Origin of the sequence: Streptomyces sp. NPDC050738 (genome assembly GCF_040654175.1) — a bacterium.
Taxonomy (GTDB): Bacteria; Actinomycetota; Actinomycetes; order Streptomycetales; family Streptomycetaceae; genus Streptomyces.
Genome location: NZ_JBFAHN010000005.1, coordinates 35,005 through 54,332 on the forward strand (window position 1 = coordinate 35,005; position 19,328 = coordinate 54,332).

At 70.5% G+C, this 19,328-nt stretch carries 18 protein-coding genes; 8 read left to right on the plus strand and 10 right to left on the minus strand.

Annotated elements, in window-relative coordinates:
- Positions 1-92: 92 nt before the first annotated feature.
- Together AB0H78_RS14515 and AB0H78_RS14520 are read right to left on the minus strand one after the other, a co-directional pair.
- Positions 93-1,511, minus strand: a complete 1,419-nt coding sequence (locus tag AB0H78_RS14515) for a HEAT repeat domain-containing protein (protein WP_363234711.1) — start codon at positions 1,509-1,511, stop codon at positions 93-95.
- Positions 1,512-1,711: 200 nt separating this feature from the next.
- Complete coding sequence (locus tag AB0H78_RS14520) at positions 1,712-2,104, minus strand: ankyrin repeat domain-containing protein (RefSeq protein ID WP_363234712.1); 393 nt, start codon at positions 2,102-2,104, stop codon at positions 1,712-1,714.
- Between the two features lie 285 nt (positions 2,105-2,389).
- Between AB0H78_RS14520 and AB0H78_RS14525 the strand changes: the two genes are divergently transcribed.
- Together AB0H78_RS14525 and AB0H78_RS14530 are read left to right on the plus strand one after the other, a co-directional pair.
- Positions 2,390-2,584 (plus strand): hypothetical protein, encoded by a 195-nt coding sequence (locus AB0H78_RS14525; protein ID WP_018534760.1) that lies wholly within the window; start codon positions 2,390-2,392, stop codon positions 2,582-2,584.
- Between the two features lie 37 nt (positions 2,585-2,621).
- A complete protein-coding gene (locus tag AB0H78_RS14530) occupies positions 2,622-4,172 on the plus strand; it encodes a hypothetical protein (RefSeq protein WP_363234713.1) in 1,551 nt (516 codons plus the stop codon).
- A 1-nt stretch (position 4,173) separates the two neighbouring features.
- Here the strand turns inward: AB0H78_RS14530 and AB0H78_RS14535 are convergent, their stop codons facing one another.
- On the minus strand, positions 4,174-5,673 hold the full coding sequence (locus AB0H78_RS14535; RefSeq protein ID WP_363234714.1) for a PLP-dependent aminotransferase family protein: 1,500 nt from the start codon (positions 5,671-5,673) through the stop codon (positions 4,174-4,176).
- 100 nt (positions 5,674-5,773) lie between these two features.
- On the opposite strand from AB0H78_RS14535, the gene AB0H78_RS14540 reads away from it, so the two are divergent.
- The 4 genes from AB0H78_RS14540 to AB0H78_RS14555 all read left to right on the plus strand — a co-directional run bounded on the left by AB0H78_RS14540 (position 5,774) and on the right by AB0H78_RS14555 (position 9,280).
- On the plus strand, positions 5,774-6,487 hold the full coding sequence (locus tag AB0H78_RS14540) for a hypothetical protein (protein ID WP_363234715.1): 714 nt from the start codon (positions 5,774-5,776) through the stop codon (positions 6,485-6,487).
- Positions 6,488-6,501: 14 nt separating this feature from the next.
- On the plus strand, positions 6,502-7,266 hold the full coding sequence (locus AB0H78_RS14545) for a glycerophosphodiester phosphodiesterase (RefSeq protein ID WP_363234716.1): 765 nt from the start codon (positions 6,502-6,504) through the stop codon (positions 7,264-7,266).
- A 16-nt stretch (positions 7,267-7,282) separates the two neighbouring features.
- Positions 7,283-8,650 carry an MFS transporter gene (locus AB0H78_RS14550; RefSeq protein WP_363234717.1) on the plus strand — a complete coding sequence of 456 codons (1,368 nt, stop codon included), beginning with the start codon at positions 7,283-7,285 and terminating at the stop codon, positions 8,648-8,650.
- 255 nt (positions 8,651-8,905) lie between these two features.
- Positions 8,906-9,280 (plus strand): RNA polymerase-binding protein RbpA, encoded by a 375-nt coding sequence (locus AB0H78_RS14555; protein WP_329114219.1) that lies wholly within the window; start codon positions 8,906-8,908, stop codon positions 9,278-9,280.
- 89 nt (positions 9,281-9,369) lie between these two features.
- Here the strand turns inward: AB0H78_RS14555 and fxsA are convergent, their stop codons facing one another.
- The 4 genes from fxsA to AB0H78_RS14575 form a co-directional block, all read right to left on the minus strand.
- On the minus strand, positions 9,370-9,948 hold the full coding sequence (gene fxsA / locus AB0H78_RS14560; RefSeq protein ID WP_363234718.1) for an FxsA family membrane protein: 579 nt from the start codon (positions 9,946-9,948) through the stop codon (positions 9,370-9,372).
- Between the two features lie 46 nt (positions 9,949-9,994).
- On the minus strand, positions 9,995-10,762 hold the full coding sequence (locus AB0H78_RS14565) for a polyprenol monophosphomannose synthase (RefSeq protein WP_363234719.1): 768 nt from the start codon (positions 10,760-10,762) through the stop codon (positions 9,995-9,997).
- 509 nt (positions 10,763-11,271) lie between these two features.
- Positions 11,272-12,912 (minus strand): amidohydrolase, encoded by a 1,641-nt coding sequence (locus AB0H78_RS14570; protein WP_363234720.1) that lies wholly within the window; start codon positions 12,910-12,912, stop codon positions 11,272-11,274.
- Positions 12,913-12,956: 44 nt separating this feature from the next.
- A complete protein-coding gene (locus AB0H78_RS14575; protein WP_363234721.1) occupies positions 12,957-13,397 on the minus strand; it encodes an Lrp/AsnC family transcriptional regulator in 441 nt (146 codons plus the stop codon).
- A gap of 202 nt (positions 13,398-13,599) precedes the next feature.
- On the opposite strand from AB0H78_RS14575, the gene AB0H78_RS14580 reads away from it, so the two are divergent.
- The gene (locus AB0H78_RS14580) at positions 13,600-14,004 is read left to right on the plus strand and encodes a hypothetical protein (RefSeq protein ID WP_363234722.1); all 405 of its coding nucleotides are present in this window, start codon (positions 13,600-13,602) and stop codon (positions 14,002-14,004) included.
- Here the strand turns inward: AB0H78_RS14580 and AB0H78_RS14585 are convergent, their stop codons facing one another.
- The 3 genes from AB0H78_RS14585 to AB0H78_RS14595 form a co-directional block, all read right to left on the minus strand.
- Positions 14,005-15,096 carry a phosphotransferase family protein gene (locus AB0H78_RS14585; RefSeq protein WP_363234723.1) on the minus strand — a complete coding sequence of 364 codons (1,092 nt, stop codon included), beginning with the start codon at positions 15,094-15,096 and terminating at the stop codon, positions 14,005-14,007.
- Between the two features lie 46 nt (positions 15,097-15,142).
- The gene (locus tag AB0H78_RS14590; RefSeq protein WP_363234724.1) at positions 15,143-16,267 is read right to left on the minus strand and encodes a hypothetical protein; all 1,125 of its coding nucleotides are present in this window, start codon (positions 16,265-16,267) and stop codon (positions 15,143-15,145) included.
- Between the two features lie 320 nt (positions 16,268-16,587).
- Positions 16,588-17,760: an acyl-CoA dehydrogenase family protein gene (locus AB0H78_RS14595; protein WP_363234725.1), complete on the minus strand. Its 1,173-nt coding sequence runs from the start codon at positions 17,758-17,760 to the stop codon at positions 16,588-16,590.
- A gap of 303 nt (positions 17,761-18,063) precedes the next feature.
- Here AB0H78_RS14595 and AB0H78_RS14600 point away from each other — a divergent pair, with 303 nt between their 5' ends.
- Entirely contained in the window at positions 18,064-19,326 is a 1,263-nt protein-coding gene (locus AB0H78_RS14600; RefSeq protein ID WP_363234726.1) for a glycoside hydrolase family 18 protein, read from the plus strand.
- Positions 19,327-19,328: the final 2 nt, after the last annotated feature.

Sequence of the window (19,328 nt, forward strand, 5' to 3'; positions counted from 1 at the left end):
TGTCGCCGCGCCCGGGGTGGCTGGGCCAACGAGGATCTTTCCTCGCGTCGAACGTCCCATGAGCTTTTGCGCTCGATCCCGGTCAACTTCGTTCAGAATGCGCTGCCTTCGGGGGTGATCCGACTGCGTACAGCCGTCTGCACCTCGGCTTCCTCGGCCGGATCGGCGGCGAGCCTGCGCAGCCGGTCCACCACGCGTACATCACCGGTCTCGGCATGGTGCGCGGCCACTTCCCTGGTCGTCTCCTCACAGTCCCACAGGCACTCGACCGCGAAGCCGGAGCCGAAGGACGGATCGGTGGAGGCGAGCGCACGGGCCGCGTTGCCGCGCAGGTGCGAGGAGGCGGTCTCCCGGTACACATGGCGCAGTACGGGTGCGGCACAGGCGATGCCGAGCCGCCCCGCGCCGTCGACGAGCGTCCAGAGCAGCGGCGCGTCGGGACCGTCGGCCCGTACGGTCTCCCGCAGCGCACCGAGCACCAGCATGGCGTCCTGCGCGCCGCCCCGGCAGGCGAGCACCCCTGCGGCGGAGCCGCCAAGGGCATCGGGCCGGTGGACCCAGCCGCGCGCCCGGTCCACGGCATCCTCGCCGCACATCCGCTCGAAGGCGGACACGGCAGCTTCGGCGACGGTACGGCTTCCGGTGTTGACGGCGCCTTCGATGAGATCGAGTACGACGGGGTCCCGCGACTCGGCGAGGTAGTGCAGCGAAGCGCCGCGCGCCCCGTCCGTGCCACCGCGTGCGGCCTCCACGATCGAGGCCCGGTCCTCGGGCCCCGCGACGGCGGTCAGGCACCGCGCCGCGGGCAGATGCAGCTCCGTGCCGCGGTCGAGCCCCTGCTGCGCCCAGTCGAAGACGGCCTGGACGCTCCAGCCGGGCCTCGGCCCGGTCGGTCGCATCTGCCGCTGCCATCGGTCGAAGGAGCCCTGCTCCTGCGCCGCCCGCACGCGCGTCCCGACCGACTCCCGCGGATCCTGCGCCCACAGCCGCCAGGGGCGGGGCTCGAAGGAGTCCCGTACGGCGGCGGCCAGTTCGGCCTCGCCCTCGGGGGTACGGGGGTATCTGGCCAGGACGGGCGCGGCCAGGGCGCGCAGCCCCGCGTCGTCGTCGCGCAGGGCAAGTTCGTCGAGAGCCCAGGCCCAATTGGCGCCGGTCGCGGCGTAGCGCCGCAGCAGCCCCAGGGCGTCGTTCCTGCCGTACGAGGCAAGGTGCCCGAGCACGGCGAGCGCGAGTCCGGTCCTGGTGTCCTCGCCGTCGAGCAGGTCCTCGGCGCCGAAGAGGTGCAGTGCGATCTCTTCGAGCCCGCCGTCGAGATCCAGATACAGGCGGGCGTAGTACAGAGAGCGGTTCTCGACCTGCCAGTCGTGGCGGGGATCGCTCACGACACAGTGGTTCAGAGCCGCCAGCGCTTCCGCGCGGGGCGCTGCGAGCGCGTGCAGCGTGCCGTCGCCCCGGCCCCTCTGGAGGAGACCGAGCAACGTGCCGCTCGGCGCTATGACTGGATCAAACATGGAAGAAGCCTCACATCAAGCTGTCGACGCAACCGGAAATCGTGGATTACCTGGCCGCGCGACAACATGCTCGGCTGCCCGCCGTCTCTTGCTTGGTGTAGACCATCTTCCTGCCTCTCGTCGGTGGCCCGAATCGGGCCCGCGACGTCATGATGACCCAGCCGTATTGACCGCCGCGACCACATTTACGTGCAGCGCTCTCATGAGGCGCTGAACAGCTCCACCAGCTCCGTCTTCCCGAACATCCGCGCGGTATCCAGCGCGGACGGTGTTCCGGCCGCCGGATCCGCGCCACCGGCGAGCAGTGCGCGGATCACCGCGTCCTCACCCTTGAAGACGGCACCGGCGAGCGGGGTCTGCCCGCGGTCGTTGGCCCGGTCCGCATCCGCGCCACGCGCCAGCAGGGCCTCCACCGCGGCGGCATGGCCGTGGTAGGCGGCGAGCATCACGAGCGAGTCCCCCCGGTCGTTGCAGAGGTTGGCCGGAACTCCCGCGTCCACATACGCGGCGAGCGGCTCGGCCTCGCCCCGGCGCGCCAGGTCGAAGACCTTCGTCGCCAGCTCGATGACCTCGGGATCCGGTGCCTCGCCCATCGGACGGACCGCCTCTCTGCTGAGCACGACATCACAGCCGTACGAGTGAATCGCCAGGGTACTGCCCGCCGGAGGACATGACCCGGCCCGGCGGTGGCAAAGATCACCGCGACCGTGATCACCGTCGTGACCAGCAGCACACCATCCGCCCGAGTGGCGGACCGACGTACTCCAGTCCAGTGAAATTCTCGCAAAACCACCCATTTGCACCTTTTATCGCATAGATACTTTCTGTGAGCCTGGAAGAACTCATGGTGACTGTCCCCACAACCAGGAGAACCCCTCATGATCCTGTCGATCTCAGGCGTGGTGCTGCTCGGAATCATCGTCTTCCTCTTTTTCAGGAAAGACGGACTCAAGGCGTCACACGCGCTCGTCTGCGCCCTCTTCGGTTTCTACCTCGCGGGCACCGCCATCGCCCCGAGCATCAAGGCCGGAGGCGCGAGCCTCGCCAGCCTCTTGGGCGGGATCAAGTTCTGACCTCTCCCCACCACCCCCATCACCCCTGGAGACAGACGTGGCCCGGCGACCACTCCCCCGCATTCTGAGCAGCAGCAGTGCCTCGATCACCCGCAGCCGCGAGATTGCGCGAACGGCCGCCGACAGCGCCACCGACGTCCTGCATCCGCTGATCACGATCAGTCGTGGTCTGCGGAAACTGGTAGCCGGCGGGCGGCAGAAATGGGCGTCCCTGCCCAAGGAGCGGCGCGGTCCCGCGCTGTTCCTGGCCGCCGCCTGCGTCCTGGTGGTCGCGCTCATCCCGTACGGGCCACTGCTGGCCCTGATCACGGTGATGGCCGCGGCCGCCTGGAAGGGCCGGGAACGCGTCCCGGTGCAGACCGGTCCCGACGAGGCGGAGACCGGGCGCCTGCAGTCCCTCTACGAGGCCCTGGTGCCGTACTTCTCGGTGCCGGAGGACCCCGCTCCGCTCTTCGCCCACGGCGGCGAGTGGGACAAGGCCTTCAGCGACTATGAATTCGACGAGGACGGGCGGATCAGCACGCTGCACGTGAAGTACCCCGCGTACTTCCCCGACGGCGAAGCCGCCTCCCGCGCCCGGATCGAGCAGCTCCTGCACGCCAAGTCGGGGCGCGGCCGCGAATACCACTTCGCCTGGGACGAGGAGGGCAACCACCTCGTCATGAGCGTGCTGCCCGCCCTGTCCACCTCGATCGCCGCCCAGCCCTTCGTCACCACCCCCGGAGAAACGGTTCTCGGGTTCACCGACGCGGGCGCGGTGCAGCGCACCGTCCCGGTGACGGACGGCGAGGAGACCTTCGACGCGCCGCCGGTCGTCTGGCGTACGGGAGCACGCTCGACGGAGCCTCATCTGCTGGTCGTCGGCGAGCCCGGCAGCGGCACCACGTCGCTGATGCGGTCGATCGCGCTGCAGACGCTGCGCTACGGCGACGTGCTGATCATCGAGGGCAGCGGTACGGGCGAGTACGCCTGCCTCACCGGACGCAGCGGCGTCCTGGCCGTCGAGTGCGGTCTGGCCGGAGCCCTGGCCACCCTGGAATGGGCCGCGCACGAGACCGAGCGCCGGCTGATCTCGGCCAACCGGGCCAGGCAGGCGGGTCACGCCGTTCCCGAGGACACCAGACGCCCACTCTGGATCCTCCTCGACCGGCCCAGCATCTTCGGCCACCTCGCCGCCGCCGACGGACGCACCGATCCGCAGCAGCTGCTGCAGGTCCCCCTGCGGCACGGCAGGGCGGCCAACGTCACCGTGGTCGTGGCCGAGCAGTTCGACACCCTGGACACGCTCAGCGACCCCGTACGCCAGCACACCCGCGCCCGGGTGGTGCTCGGCCAGGCCTCGCCCGAGCAGGTGGAGGCGGTGCTCGGCGCCCCGCCGCACACCACGCCCGCCGCGGCCGTCCCGCCCGGCCGGGGCTATGCCCGCCTGGGCACAGGTCCTGTGCTCCGCCTCCAGGTCCCGGCCACGCCGGATCCGTTCGACGACGCCACCAGCGAGGCACACCGCCAGGCGGTGCTCGATCTGCTCCCGCAGCGCCAGGTCCCGCTGGACTCGGCGCCCGTGGAAGCCGCGGCGGCCGAGAACTGAGTCAGGCGACGAAGGTCCGCGGGGACTCGGCACCGGTGCCCGCACCGGTCTCGACCAGCCTCGCGGCCGCCGCCAGCCGCAGGGCGGCCTCGTCGGCCACCGGGCCGCCGACCGTGAACGGCAGCCGTACGTAACCCTCGAAGGCCCCGTCGACACCGAAACGGGGCCCCGAGGGGACCCGTACCCCCACCCGCTCGCCGACTTCGGCCAGCCGGGATCCGGAGAGCCCGCCGGTCCGCACCCACAGGGTCAGACCGCCGTTCGGGACGTCGAACTCCCAGCTGGGCAGCTCCCTGCGCACCGCGGCGACGAGAGAGTCCCTGTTCTCCCGCGCCTGCGCGCAGCGGATGGCGACCGCCTCCTCCCAGCCCCCGGTGCTCATCAGCCAGTTGATGGCGAGCTGCTCCAGTACGGGGGTGCCCAGGTCGGCGTAGGCCCGGGCCGCCACCAGACTGCGGATCACGTCCGGCGCCGCCCGTACCCACCCGATGCGCATGCCCGCCCAGAAGGCCTTGCTCGCCGAGCCGACGGTCAGCACGGTGGAGCCCGCCGGGTCGAAGGCGCAGACGGGGCGCGGCATGTCGACGTCCGCGTCGAGGCGGAGTTCGGTCATGGTCTCGTCGGCGATCAGGACCGTGCCGGCCGACCGCGCGGCCTCCACCAGCTGACGCCGCTGGTCCTCGTCGGCGAGCGCGCCGGTGGGATTGTGGAAGTCGGCCACGACGTAGGCGAGGCGCGGCGCGGCATCACGCAGCACCTGGCGCCACCGCCCCAGGTCCCAGCCGCCGAGCCCCTCGGCCATCGCGACGGGCACCAGACGCGATCCGGCCTCCCGCATGAGCTGCAGGATGTTGGCGTACGAAGGCGACTCGACCGCGATCCGCTCGCCCCGGCCCGCGAAGAGGTGACAGATCGCGTCGATGGCGCCCATCGCTCCGGTGGTGACCATGATCTGCTCGGGCATCGTCGGGATGCCGCGTGCGGTGTAGCGGTCGGCGAGCATCTGGCGCAGCGCGGGCAGCCCTGCCGGGTAGTCGCCGTGCGTGTGCGCGTACGGAGGGAGGTCTTCCAGGGCGCCTTGTACGGCCCGGGTGAGCCAGGGTTCGGGCGCGGTCAGGGCGGCGCAGCCGAGGTCGATCATCGAGCCGAGGGCTTCGGGCGGCAGCGGTTCCAGGCCGCGCGCGGGCAGCGGGTTGCCCGCGGGCACCGCCGTCCAGCTGCCGGCGCCCCGGCGCGACTCCAGGAAGCCCTCGGCGCGCAGCGCCTCGTAGGCTGCGGCCACGGTGGTGCGGCTCACGGCGAGCGCCAGGGCCAGTTCGCGCTCGGCGGGGAGCCGGGCGGCGACGGGGACGCGACCCTCCAGGACGAGGAGCCGGATGCCGTCGGCGAGCGCCCGGTAGGCGGGGGGCTTGCGGGTTCCGGGCCCGGCGGGGCGGGACTGCTGGGCGTTGAGCTGGCGGGCCAGCTGAGCCGGTCCGACCGCTGAAGTCCACTGAGCCATGGATTTCAGTCCACCTTCCCCGAATTGGCCATGGTTGGCATCTGATTCCAAGCCACAGAGTGTCATGCATCGGTCCACTATCACTACACGGGGGCACGCCATGTCCAGGAATCTCACCCGGCGCCTGCTGCAGCTCTATGTCGGCCTGGCCCTCTACGGGGCGAGCTCGGCGCTGCTGGTGCGCGGCGGTCTCGGTCTCGAGCCCTGGGGTGTGCTGCACCAGGGGCTGGCCGAGCTGACGGGCCTGACCATGGGTGAGATCGCGATCATCGTCGGAGCCGCGGTGCTGCTGCTCTGGATCCCGCTCAGACAGCGCCCAGGGCTCGGCACGGTCTCCAATGTCTTCGCCATCGGCATCGCGATCGACGCCACCCTCGCCCTGCTCCCCGAGACCCACGGCCTTGCCGCCCGTATCGCGCTGACGGTCGCGGGGATCGTGCTCAACGGCGTCGCGACCGGCCTCTACATCTCCGCCCGCTTCGGCCCCGGCCCCCGCGACGGCCTGATGACCGCCCTCAACCGGATCACCGGCCGGTCGGTACGGCAGGTACGCACCGCCCTGGAAGTGGCCGTCGTGGTCTCGGGGTTCCTGCTCGGCGGGACCCTGGGGGTGGGCACGGTCGCGTACGCCCTGGCGATCGGTCCACTGGCCCAGTTCTTCCTGCGCGTCTTCGCCGTTCCGGCGCCGGACGAAGGCAGCACGGTCGTCGCCGGCGGTACACCGGAGCAGGCGCTGCATCAGCCCGGGGGATCACCCCCGGACCCCCAGCCGGACAAGCGGGCCCACCGCTTCAGGTCCGGGACACACAGCTGAGCCATACTGCGCCGGTGACCCGCACACGCCACTCCTACCTCGACCATGACGCGCCCATCCCGTTCGCCCACCGCGGCGGGGCGGCGGACGGCCTGGAGAACACCGCGACCGCTTTCAGGCGCGCCGCCGAAGCGGGGTTCCGCTACTTCGAGACGGATGTGCACACCACGGCGGATGGCCGGCTCGTCGCCTTCCACGACGCGACTCTGGACCGGGTGACGGACGCGGGCGGCCTGATCTCCGAGCTCCCCTGGAGCGAGGTCAGTCGTGCCAGGGTGGCAGGCCACGCGCCGCTTCCGCTCTTCGAGGAGCTCCTCGAAGAGTTCCCCGCGGCCCGCTGGAACGTGGACCTCAAGACCGAGTCCGCGCTCGCCCCTCTCATCGCACTGATCCGCAGGACCGATGCCTGGGACCGGGTCTGCGTCGGCTCCTTCTCCGAGAGCAGGGTCGCCAGGGCGCAGCGCCTCGCGGGCCCTCGCCTGGCCACCTCGTACGGCATGAGCGGAATCCTCGCGCTGCGGCTGCGCTCCTACGGTCTGCCCGCGCCCCTGCGGGGCAGCGCCGTCAGCGCCCAGGTGCCGGAGTCCCACAACGGAATCAGGGTGGTCGACCGGCACTTCGTACGGGCCGCGCACGCCCGCCAACTGCAGGTCCACGTCTGGACGGTCAACGACCCCGACCGGATGCACCGGCTTCTCGACCTGGGCGTGGATGGCATCATGACCGATCAGCTCGAGACTTTGCGCACGGTACTCACCGAGCGGGGAGCGTGGATCTGAGAGACGGGGGCGCCAGTTGAGCACGGAGGCGGAAAAGACCGCGCGGGCGGTGGGGAGCACGGCGGTCGGCGGCGCCCGCAGACGCGAGCAACACGGCTGGTATTTCTACGACTTCGCCTGCTCCGTCTATTCGACGAGCGTGCTCACCGTCTTCCTCGGGCCGTATCTCACCTCCGTGGCCAAGACCGCCGCGGACGCGGAAGGCTTCGTCCATCCGCTGGGCATTCCGGTGCGGGCCGGCTCGGTTTTCGCGTACGCGGTCTCCCTCTCGGTCGTCGTGGCCATCCTGGTGATGCCCCTGGCGGGCGCCGCGGCGGACCGCAGCGGCCGCAAGAAGCCGCTGCTGGCCGTCGCCGCGTACACCGGTGCGATCGCCACGACCGGAATGTTCTTCCTGGACGGCGACCGCTATCTCCTCGGCGCGTTCCTGCTGATCGTCGCCAATGCGTCGCTCTCGGTCTCGATGGTGCTGTACAACGCCTATCTCCCCCAGATCGCCGGACCCGAGGAACGCGACGCGGTCTCCTCGCGCGGCTGGGCCTTCGGCTACACCGCGGGTGCGTTCGTGCTGGTCCTCAATCTGATCCTGTACTCGGGCCACGACAGCTTCGGCATCTCCGAGGCCGCGGCGGTACGGATCTGTCTCGCCTCGGCCGGGGTGTGGTGGGGCGCCTTCACACTCGTCCCGCTGCGCAGGCTCCGCGACCGGCGGGTGGAGCGGGCCGACGGCGCGGGTGCGGTGGGAGCCGGATGGCGGCAACTCGTGGCGACACTGCGGGACATGCGGCGCCATCCGCTGACGCTCTCCTTCCTGCTCGCCTATCTGGTCTACAACGACGGCGTCCAGACGGTGATTTCGCAAGCGTCGATCTTCGGCTCCGAGGAACTCGGTCTCGACCAGACGACGCTGATCACCGCTGTCCTGATCGTGCAGGTGCTCGCCGTGGCCGGGGCGCTCGGCATGGGCAGAATGGCCCGTACGTACGGCGCGAAGAACACGATCCTGGGCTCACTCGCCGTCTGGGCGCTGATTCTGGCCGCGGGATATTTCCTCCCCGCGGGTGCGCCCGTCTGGTTCTTTCTCCTCGCCGCCGCGATCGGGACGGTGCTGGGCGGCAGCCAGGCACTTTCCCGGTCGCTGTTCTCCCACCTGGTGCCGCAGGGGAAGGAGGCCGAGTACTTCTCCGCGTACGAGATGAGCGACCGCGGCCTGAGCTGGCTGGGGCCGCTGGTGTTCGGTCTGGCGTACCAGCTGACGGGCAGCTACCGGGACGCGATCATCTCGCTCGTGGTCTTCTTCCTGCTCGGTTTCTTCCTGCTTGCGCGGGTACCCGTGAGGCAGGCGGTGGCGGCTGCGGGAAACGCCGTGCCGGACCGGATTTAGACCTTGAAGTAAAAGGCCGCTAGTGTACGCCTTTGGTCTGCCAGGCGGACCGTTACTGCGTGGTGATTACGCCAAGACGCAGGGTGACATCTTCGATCAGATGTGACAAAGCGGGCACTGGTGGGTACAACAAGGGGCGGCACGACGGGCGACGCATGACCGGCAACGGGAATCTTTACCGGCGACCGGACGTTGACCGGATGACGACGACAGCGACACCTGTCCTGTGGGCGACAAGCCCGGGAGGCACGATTCATGAGTGAGCGAGCTCTCCGCGGTACGCGCCTCGTGGTGACCAGCTACGAGACCGACCGCGGCATCGACCTGGCCCCGCGCCAGGCGGTGGAGTACGCATGCGAGAACGGACATCGCTTTGAGATGCCGTTCTCTGTAGAGGCGGACATTCCGCCGGAGTGGGAGTGCAAGGCATGCGGCGCCATGGCACTCCTGGTAGACGGGGACGGCCCTGAGGAGAAGAAGGGCAAGCCTGCGCGTACGCATTGGGACATGCTCATGGAGCGGCGCACCCGCGAGGAGCTCGAGGAGGTGCTGGCCGAGAGGCTGGCCGTCCTTCGCTCCGGTGCCATGAACATCGCAGTGCACCCGCGGGACAGCCGCAAGTCCGCGTAACGCCGAGGCGTTCGCGAACAACAGCACGCACAAGAGCCGCCGGCCTCCACACACTTCAGGGTGTGTGGAGGCCGGCGGCTCTTGCTGTGTCAGGAGGTGAGGGGCGGGCGGGGGCCCTCGTCCCGGCGGGGGCCGGGGCGGTCCTCCCTGATGACCTCGCCCTGGACGACCTTGCCGTCGGGGCGGTGCATGCGCGCCTGCTGGAAGGCGCCGCCCAGGGTGCCCGGCGCCGCGGCGTTCATCCGGCGCTGCAGTGAGCGCTCGGTGAAGCGGCTGAGCAGGGAGCGCACGGGCGGCAGCAGGCACAGCAGCCCGGCCGCGTCGGAGACGAACCCCGGAATCATCAGCAGCAGACCGGCCAGCATCAAAAAGCCGTTGCCGCCGCTCTCCGCGCCGTTGCCGCCCGCCGGGGGCGCGGCCCCCGACTGCTGCTCCTTGAGCGTCTCGGTGAGGCTCCTGAAGGCCCTGCGGCCCGCTCGCTTGATCACGGCGGCGCCCAGTACGAAGCCGCCCACCAGAAGCAGCAGAACGGTGAGTCCGCTCGTGACACTCGCCACGACGGTCAGCAGCCAGATCTCGAGCACCAGCCACACGGCGATGGCGAGAGGCACGATCGTGCGGGCGCGTGAGCGCTTGGGAACTGTCGGGGGCGGTGCGCCGGTCGTCATGCTCCCAGTGTGCCTGGACGCGCGCCGCGACGGCGTAAGCGGGAGATCAGGACGGCTTGCGGCCGAGCAGCTTTCCCGCACGGGCGCCGACGCCCCAGACCGTGACGCGCCACAGCGCCTCGACGACGATGTCCTTGCTCATCTTGGAGTCGCCGATCTCGCGCTCCACGAAGGTGATCGGAACCTCGACGACATGGAAGCCCGCCTCGACCGAGCGGCGGGCGAGGTCGACCTGGAAGCAGTACCCCTGGGAGGCGACCTCGTCGAGGCCGAGCCCTTCGAGGGTCTCCTTGCGGAAGGCACGGAAGCCGCCGGTGACGTCGCGGATCGATACGCCGAGGAGCAGCCGGGAGTACGTGCTGCCGCCCCGGGAGATGAACTGCCGGTACTTGGGCCAGTTGACCGTGCGGCCGCCCGGCACCCAGCGCGAGCCGAGCACGAGGTCCGCGCCCTTCAGGGCGGTGAGCAGCCGGGGCAGTTCCTCGGGCTGGTGCGAGCCGTCCGCGTCCATCTCGACGAGAACGCCGAAGCCGTGGTCGATGCCCCACTGGAAGCCCGCGAGATAGGCGGCGCCGAGGCCTTCCTTGCCCTTGCGGTGCAGTACGTGGACCTGGGGGTCGCCCGCGACGATCTCGTCCACGATCTTGCCGGTGCCGTCGGGGCTGTTGTCGTCGGCGACCAGCACCTCCGCGTCCGGCACCGCGGCACGGACCCGGGCAACGATCGGCTTGATGTTCTCGGCCTCGTTGTAGGTCGGGATGATGACCAAGGCCTTGCCGAGCGGACCGTATCGCCGCTGACCGCCGTCGTTCACTGCTGCCCCTTACTGTCCATGCGCTGATGCACCACCATATCGAGCGCACATCCGGAGGCCGCCGCCGACGCTCGCTTGCGCCGCGTGGAGTGTGGATCGGGGTACTGCGGATCGGGGCCCGGCGTCCTTCGGGCCGACCTGGGACCCGCTGGCTGCGGGTCGACCGAGAGCCGTTGTCTACTGAACCCCGGGCCCCACCCGGGTCCCACCATCCGGCCTTGCCGAAACCTTCCCTCGCCCCCGAGGCGCGGGCGCTGAACCTGGTTCCCGGTGACGGTGCGCCGGTCCGGCACACCACCCCATGACCCAGCGGCGTTCGACGACTGCGTGGAGGTTTGCCGGCCGGACGTCCTGTGGTGGACTCGGCCGAACCTACCCGCCGGTGACCGCTTTCTGTCAACAGTCGCGCTACCTGCGGTGTTGGCCCAAATCACCAGGTCAGTACGGAAGATCCGCAGGTGACCGGAGAGCCCGCCAGAAGTCGATCGGCGGTACGAAATGTCCCGATGTCACTCGTTCGGCCTTACGAAGACCGTTTGTCCGAACACCACGGTCCGCAGGCAGACCGGGAGTTCGGCTCCCGGGGTCAGGTCGGGCAGCCCCGGGGTGCCGGAACGGGGGTCGGTGGACCAGCGGGAGACCCGGTCGTCGGGTGCCTGGACGACCAGTTCGGACGTACGCCAGACCGCGTAGTCGGCGGGAGCACCGGGTACGAGCACACCCGCGTCGTCCCTGCCGATCGCCCGCCAGCCGCCGCGCGTGTGGGCGGTGAACGCGGCGCGAGCCGAGACCCGGTGCTCGGGCGTGCGGTGGAAGGCGGCGGCGCGCACGGTGCCCCAGGGGTCGAGCGGGGTGACGGGGCTGTCCGAGCCGAAGGCGAGGGGGACTCCGGCGCGCAGCAGGGCGGCGTACGGATTGAGGGTGCGGGCCCGGTCGGCGCCGAGGCGGTCGGCGTACATGCCGCTCTCGCCGCCCCAGGCCGCGTCGAAGGCGGGCTGGACCGAGGCGGTCAGGCCCAGTTCGGCGAAAGCGGCGATCGTCTCGGGGGTGAGCATCTCGGCGTGCTCGACGCGGTGGCGGGCCGCGCGGATCCGGGCCAGGCCGACCTTCTCCGAGGCGGCGCGCACCCCGTCGACGACAGCGGTGACGGCGGCGTCGCCGATGGCGTGGAAGCCGGCCTGGAGACCCGCCTCGGTGCAGGCGACGACATGGGCGGCGACGGCGTGTGCGTCGAGGTGGGCCGTGCCGGTGTGCAGGGCGTCGGCGTAGGACTCATGGAGGCAGGCGGTGTGCGAGCCGAGGGAGCCGTCGACGAAAAGGTCGCCGGCGGCGCCGATCGCACCCAGTTCACGAATGCGCTCGGCATCCTTGGCGTGTGCAATCTCCTCGGCCCAATAGCCGAAGACCCTCGGCCCCGCCTCGTCGGCGGCGAGCTTCAGCAGTGAGGTGAAATCGTCCTCGTCGGAGATCTCGGGGCCCCCGCACTCATGGAGCGCCCCGATGCCGAGCGAGGCGGCGTGGGCGAGCGCGGCGCGCTGCGCCTCGGTGCGCTGCACCGGGGTGACCGCTGCATGCGCGGCGGCGCGCACGGCGTGGTGGGCGGCTCCGGTGAGCGGAGCGTCCGGGCGGTAGCCGGCGAGCTCGGTGACGCCCGGCACCAGGTCGAGGAGGGCGGTGGAGACCACCGCGGAGTGGACGTCGATCCGGGGCAGATAGAGCGGACGGCCGCCCGACGCCTCGTCGAGCGCCCGGCGGGACAGCGACTGCTCGCCGGTCCAGCGGGCGGCGTCCCAGCCGTGGCCGAGCAGGACCTTGTCGCCGGGACGGGCCGTCGCATGGGTCCGTACGAGAGCGAGCGCCTCGGCCGCCGTCCGGGCCCGGGACAGATCCAGGCCGGTCAGCGCGAGGCCGGTGGCGGTCGTGTGCACATGTGCGTCCGTGAACGCCGGGGTCACCAGGGCCCCTTCGAGGTCGACCGTCTCGTCGACACCGCCGGCGAAAGCGTCCGCCGCTCCTTCGGAACCGACCCAGGCGACATGGCCGCGCTCGACGACCATCGCGGTGGCGAAGGGGTCGGCGGGGCTGTGGATGTCTCCACCGCGCAGCAGCACGGTGCGGTGGTCGGCCTGGGAGGCGGTGCGCTCGGTCATGGGGTCCAGTCTCGCGCCTGCGCGCCCATGGTCCGTACCGGGGGTCAGATGTGCGGCGGGCGGGCTTCGTACGGCGTGGAGAGGACGACGGTCGTACGGGTGGAGACGCCCGCCAGGGAACGGATCCGGGTCAGCAGGTGCTCCAGGGCGAGCGGGGTGGGGACGCGGACCTTGAGGATGTAGTTCTCGTCGCCCGCGACGCTGTGGCACGCCTCGATCTCGGCGACGCCGGCGAGCCGCTCCGCGATGTCGTCCGGAGCGCTGGGGTCGAAGGGCTTCGCCGAAATGAACGCGGTGAGCGGCAGGCCGACGGCTTCCGGGTCGACGACCGCGGCGTAACCGCGGATCACTCCGCGCTGCTCCAGCCTGCGGACGCGCTGATGCACCGCCGAGGTGGACAGGCCGGTGGCCTTGCCCAGGTCGGTGTAGCTCATCCGCCCGTCCTTGACGAGCAGCTCCACAATCTGACGATCCAGCTCCTCCATGCGGATCAACCTATGGCCCCGGGTCGCTTCCGGCACAGTCGGCGGCAACCCGGAAGGGGCACCTACGGCGGGCATGTGACGAACGCCACAGGTTTGTGGCCGTGTCCGTACGGGTGAAGCGGTTACCGCGCGGGCCTGACGGGAAGTGCTTGCTGTGGTCGAGGCCACTGCGCCTGGTCGGCCCACCCAAGGGGGAGTCTCCATGCAGAACCTGAAATCCGTTGATCCCGCCGCATCCTTCGCATCCGCCGGCATCGACACCGATGCGGACACCGAGCTGGACGCGTACGACACTTTTGAGATGTTCCGGGTCATCTGCCCGGACTGCGCGCAGCCGATCGCGCTGCTGGCGGACGAGGACGTCCTGCCCCAGCACGCGCTCTGCGCCAGCCCGTGGAACCCGTTCGGGCTCACGGCGTGCACGGGGACCGGCCGTCCGGCCGCGGACGCCAAGCCCGCTGACGAGACCCTGGAGGTCCAGGAGCAGGACACCGCGCTGCTGTTGACGCTCCCTCAGGGGCTCGACTGGCGTACGCAGCCCTTCTCGCACGTGGGCGGTCCGGGCTCGCGTCCGATGAGGGTTCCGCAGATGCGGCGCGCCGCCTGATCACCAGTACGTTCCGTGCACCATGGCCTCCAGAGTGGCCTGGTGCAGGATCATCAGGTCCGGGTTCTCCGGCACCTCGACCTCACCGAAGTGGACCTGGCGGTAGGCGATTCTGAGCATCACGATCGCGTGCCGCAGGGCCGCGTAGAGCGTGTGGAACTCCATGTCGCGGGGCGTGTGGCCGGTGAGCGTGGCGTACTCGCGCTCGATGTTCTCGCGGCGCAGGAACTGCGGCAGGCCGCTCTGGCCGAACGATTCGGTGAGGTCCTGGAAGAAGCGGTGCAGATAGACGGCCCAGCCGAGGTCGAGTTCGCGCGGGCCGCAGGCCGCCATCTCCCAGTCGAGTACGGCGGCGGGGTCGAAGCCGTCGTAGATGATGTTGCCGATCCTGGCGTCGCCCCAGCCGAGGACCGCCGGCCCTTCGTCGTCCGGCCAGTGCGCCTCGAGCCAGTCGAAGGCGCTCTCGATGAGCGGTGAGGGTGCGAAGCCCTTCACCACCCAGGCGTAGTAGGCCCGTTGTGCCGCCACATGGCGCCGCAGCGGACTCCCCGAGCCCTCCGGAAGCAGGAACTCGGCTTCCTTCGGCGGGAATTGGCTGTGCAGCCGGGCGAGCACGGAGACCGTCTCGCGCTCCAGGTGGGCGCGTTCGCCGTCCGTCGCCTCGTGGAGCCAGTTCCCTTCGTACGTGTACGGCATGACGTCCGGCGGGACCCGGCCATCGGCCCGGTCCATCACGAAGAACGGCGCGCCGAGGGGCCCGGGATCCGTTTCGAGCCAGCGCACGAGCGGCACCGGTATGTCGGTGTGCTCGGCGACGAGACGCATGACGCGGTGCTGGCGCTCCATGTCGTACGACGGGAAGACCGTGTACGCGGCCGGGTCGGCGGCCAGGCGCAGCACGCAGGCCCGTACCGGCGCATCGGGATGGACCAGGTCGAAGAGGAGCGTCTCGCTGGACATGCCGTTGGAGTCCGGGACGGTGATGCCTTCGAGGCGTGCGCCCGGCAGCGGCCCGGAGAACCAGGCCGTCAGCCGGCGGCCGAGCTCCTGCGGATCGCGGGTGGTGGTGCGGGGGCGGGGTGCCGTGGTCATGGCGGTGCTCCTCGCTCGCGGGGCTTCAGGGGGTGAGGGACGGGCGTCAGGGGGCGACCGAGTCGTACCCGGTGAATCCGCTCGGGTCGTGGCGGCCGAAACTGCCGTGCTCGAAGATGCCGTGGCCGGTCTGCCCGTCGAGGGTGAAGCGGGCCGCGTGGTCCGTGACGCCGAAGGCCGCCATGGGGTGGGCCGCCGGGTCGGAGAGGTCGTACCCGCGCCGGTCGGTCCAGCCGCGCCCCTGCCAGGTGCCGTGCTGCCAGTCGGCGGCGGGCGGGTAGCCGGCACCGACCGCGAGGGGTGAGGAGCAGAGGATTTCGACGCCCAGCTCCATGGGTTTGCCCGCCGGGTCGGTCAGGTGGATCACGGCGCGCTCGGGGTGGCGGGTGCCGGGGCGGTAGGCGATGTCGGCGCGGGGCCAGCCGAGTTGGGCATCGGGCAGTGCGTCGCGTACGAGGAGTGCCTCGTTCAGCGTCCGGTAGCCGTCGGCGTCCTCCTGGGCGATGACCATGAGGAAGCGGTCGGCGAAGCGGACCGGGATCCAGAGCCAGTGGAAGCCCTCGGGGCGGTGGTCCTCGGCCGCACGGCCGCCCTCCTCGCCGGGGATGGGCCGCACCCCCCAACTGCGGTCCCTGGTACCGGTCCACTCCCCCGCGGCAAGCTGGATCTCCTCGCCGCCGGCGCGGATCGTCCCCGTACAACTGCCCGCCTGGACGTAGCGGCGGCCCTCCAGCATCAGCCGCTCGCCCCGGCGTTGGACGTGGTGGGGCTCCCAGACGGCCGGGAAGTCCGCGCTCCACTCGATGTCGAACGCGAGGGAGTCCGGATCGCCGGGGTCGGCGTCGCAGTGCAGGGTCAGCCGGCGCAGCGGCTCGTCGACGGTGATCCGCAGGGGGCCCACGGCGAGGTTCATCCGGTCGTCGGTGAGGGCGTCGGAGGCCCGTACGGCGAGGAGTTGGTCTCCGCGCCTCAGCGTCGCATAGGCGTCGATCACTCCTGTGTTCGGATAGACACCCAATCCGACGATGAGCAGCGCCCTGCCTTCGTGGTCGAAGACATGGAAGATGCAGCGGTCGTAGGCGTTCCGGTCACCTGTGGCGACATGCTTCATCGACAAAGGCGCCTGGTGGATGGGGTATTCGTCGAGCGCAACGGGTCGGTCCACGGTCACGGCGTACCTCCTGGGCGGCAAGGAAGTTGACGGTACGTCAGAAACCTCACCCGGAGCCAGAGCCGCGAAGCCGCGGAAGCCGTGACCTGGACGCTCCATCGAGCGTTTGCCCGGTATGACCCCTGTGCACTTCACGGCCGGCACCGGGCGGCGCCGTCTCCTTACCGCCCCCGTAACGGAAGAATCGATTCCGCTCTCCTCGGCGACGCCGATCTACCAGAGCATCGTCCACCGCTGGGAGACCGACGGCAGAACCCTGCCGGGGCGCCGCGACCGGGAGTGGTCGCGGCTCACGGCGTTCCCCGCCTGGTCCCACCAGGTCAGTGGGTCTCGGGACCCGCAAGGTGGCGGGCGATGACCATCCGCTGGATCTGATTGGTGCCCTCGACGATCTGCAGCACCTTGGCCTCGCGCATATAGCGCTCGACGGGGAAGTCCACGGTGTAGCCGTACCCCCCGAGCACCTGGACCGCGTCGACGGTCACCTGCATCGCCGTGTCCGTGCAGAAGAGCTTGGCCATGGCGGCCTGCCGGGAGAAGGGCCGCCCCGCGTCGCGCAGCCGTGCGGCGGCCAGATAGAGCGCCCGGCCGGCCTCGATCCTGGTGGCCATGTCGGCGAGCATGAAGCGCAGCCCCTGGAAGTCCGCGATGGGGCGGCCGAACTGCTGCCTGCCCGTGGCGTACGCGACCGCCTCGTCCAGGGCCGCCTGGGCGACGCCGACGGCACAGGCGGCGATGCCGAGCCGGCCGGAGTCGAGCGCGGAGAGCGCGATGGCGAAGCCCTGGCCCTCCTCGCCGAGCCGGCGGGAGTCGGAGACCCGGACTCCGTCGAAGTTCAGCTGGGCGGTGGGCGAGCCCTTCATGCCCATCTTCTTCTCGGGCGCGGCGGCGTTCAGCCCCTCGGCGTCACCGGAGACGAGGAAGGCCGTGATGCCGCGGGGCCCCTCGGCGCCGGTCCGGGCGAGGACCGTGTAGAAGTCGGCGTATCCGCCGTGGGTGATCCAGGCCTTGGTGCCGGTGAGCACCCAGTCCGCTCCGTCGCGCACGGCTTTCGTACGCAGTGAGGCCGCGTCCGAGCCCGAGGCGGGCTCGGAGAGGCAGTAGGCGCCGAGCAGTCCGCCGCCGAGCATGGCGGGGAGGTGGGCGGCCTGCTGTTCTTTGGTGCCGTAGCCGGCCAGGGCGTGGCAGGCGAGGGAGTGGACGCTGACGCCGAGGCCGATGGTCAGGCGGGCCGATGCGAGCTCTTCGAGCACCTGGAGGTAGACCTCGTAGGGCTGGTCACCGCCCCCGAACTCGCTGTCGTAGGGAAGTCCGAGCAGTCCGGACTCGGAGAGCAGCGTGAAGATCTCGCGCGGGAAGTGCCCGGCCTCCTCCTCGGCGGACGCTCCGGGTGCGATCTCGCGCTGGACCATGTCTCGCACGAGGGCGATGAGGTCCCGGGACTCCTCGGTGGGCAACTGACGGTCCACCAACTGCGGGGCGCGGTCGGGCATGTCGACGCTCTCCTCCCTGTCGGGCGCTGCGGCGTACGCGCGGCCAGGGTGTGGCGGCGCCGCCGGGTCTCGGCCTGCAACCGATGCTGCCCTTCCGGATCGCGGAAGAGGCTGACCAGAGCGGCTGTGGCGGCTTGAGTATGCCCGATCGGCGGACTCCCGTCACGGGCCGGAATTGGTCCGAACCATTGACCGCACTGGTCTAGTCCTTCTACCGTTCACCCCGAGCGCCTTGCGCGTTCATGTCAAATAAGGGTCTACGGCACCATCCCCCCACGCTCCCCTCCCCCACGAGGTGACACGATGTTCGGACCACACCGTTCCCGCGCCCGCTTCAGGGCGTTCATCGCCGCAGCCTGTACGGGCGTGCTCGGCGCGACTCTGCTGTTCGGGGCGCACAGCGCCTCGGCCGGCGAAGAGGCCACGCAGACACGGACCGCACAGACGGCACAGACCGCCGCGGCTGGCAGCAAGGTCGTCGGATATTTCGCCGACTGGGACGTCTACCAGCGCAATTACCACGTCAAGAACATCGAGACGTCGGGTTCCGCCGCCAAACTCACGCACATCAACTACGCCTTCGGCAATGTCACCGGCGGCAAGTGCGCGATCGGCGACGCCTACGCCGACTACCAGAAGACGTACGACGCGTCCGGCAGCGTCGACGGCGTCGCCGACACCTGGGACCAGCCCGTCGCCGGCAACTTCAACCAGCTCCGCAAGCTCAAGAAGCTCCACCCCGGTCTCAAGGTGATCTGGTCCTTCGGCGGCTGGACCTGGTCCGGCGGCTTCGGCCAGGCAGCCCAGAACCCGGCCGCCTTCGCCCAGTCCTGCTACGACCTCGTCGAGGACCCGCGCTGGGCCGATGTCTTCGACGGCATCGACATCGACTGGGAGTACCCCAACGCCTGCGGCCTCTCCTGTGACACCAGCGGCGCCGCGGCCATCAAGAACGTTCTGTCCGCGCTGCGTTCGAAGTTCGGCAGTTCCAGCCTGGTCACCGCCGCGATCACGGCGGACGCCTCGGCCGGAGGCAAGCTGGAGGCCGCCGACTACGCGGGTGGCGCTCAGTACGTCGACTGGTACAACCCCATGACGTACGACTTCTTCGGCGCCTGGGACGCCCAGGGCCCGACCGCACCGCACTCCCCGCTGACCTCGTACACGGGGATCCCCAAGGCAGGCTTCAACAGCGACGCGGCGATCACCAAGCTCAAGTCGCTCGGCGTCCCTTCGGACAAACTGCTGCTCGGCATCGGCTTCTACGGCCGCGGCTGGACCGGTGTGACCCAGGACGCTCCGGGCGGTACGGCGACGGGGCCGGCCCCCGGGACGTACGAGCAGGGCATCGAGGACTACAAGGTGCTCAAGTCCAGCTGCCCCGCCACGGGTACGATCGCCGGGACCGCATACGCCAAGTGCGGTTCCAACTGGTGGAGTTACGACACCCCGGCGACGATCGCGGGAAAGATGAGCTACAAGAACCAGCAGGGTCTCGGCGGGACCTTCCTCTGGGAGCTCAGCGGTGACACCTCCAACGGCGAACTGATCAAGTCCGTCAACTGACC

What these genes read in the sequence shown, in the direction of transcription:
- AB0H78_RS14525 (WP_018534760.1), top strand. Translation starts at nt 2,390, where the DNA reads ATGATCCTGTCGATCTCAGGCGTGGTGCTGCTCGGAATCATCGTCTTC.
- AB0H78_RS14580 (WP_363234722.1), top strand. Translation starts at nt 13,600, where the DNA reads ATGCAGAACCTGAAATCCGTTGATCCCGCCGCATCCTTCGCATCCGCC.
- AB0H78_RS14585 (WP_363234723.1), bottom strand. Translation starts at nt 15,096, where the DNA reads ATGACCACGGCACCCCGCCCCCGCACCACCACCCGCGATCCGCAGGAG.
- AB0H78_RS14555 (WP_329114219.1), top strand. Translation starts at nt 8,906, where the DNA reads ATGAGTGAGCGAGCTCTCCGCGGTACGCGCCTCGTGGTGACCAGCTAC.
- AB0H78_RS14595 (WP_363234725.1), bottom strand. Translation starts at nt 17,760, where the DNA reads ATGCCCGACCGCGCCCCGCAGTTGGTGGACCGTCAGTTGCCCACCGAG.
- AB0H78_RS14535 (WP_363234714.1), bottom strand. Translation starts at nt 5,673, where the DNA reads ATGGCTCAGTGGACTTCAGCGGTCGGACCGGCTCAGCTGGCCCGCCAG.
- AB0H78_RS14575 (WP_363234721.1), bottom strand. Translation starts at nt 13,397, where the DNA reads ATGGAGGAGCTGGATCGTCAGATTGTGGAGCTGCTCGTCAAGGACGGG.
- AB0H78_RS14570 (WP_363234720.1), bottom strand. Translation starts at nt 12,912, where the DNA reads ATGACCGAGCGCACCGCCTCCCAGGCCGACCACCGCACCGTGCTGCTG.
- AB0H78_RS14515 (WP_363234711.1), bottom strand. Translation starts at nt 1,511, where the DNA reads ATGTTTGATCCAGTCATAGCGCCGAGCGGCACGTTGCTCGGTCTCCTC.
- AB0H78_RS14600 (WP_363234726.1), top strand. Translation starts at nt 18,064, where the DNA reads ATGTTCGGACCACACCGTTCCCGCGCCCGCTTCAGGGCGTTCATCGCC.
- AB0H78_RS14540 (WP_363234715.1), top strand. Translation starts at nt 5,774, where the DNA reads ATGTCCAGGAATCTCACCCGGCGCCTGCTGCAGCTCTATGTCGGCCTG.
- fxsA (WP_363234718.1), bottom strand. Translation starts at nt 9,948, where the DNA reads ATGACGACCGGCGCACCGCCCCCGACAGTTCCCAAGCGCTCACGCGCC.
- AB0H78_RS14520 (WP_363234712.1), bottom strand. Translation starts at nt 2,104, where the DNA reads ATGGGCGAGGCACCGGATCCCGAGGTCATCGAGCTGGCGACGAAGGTC.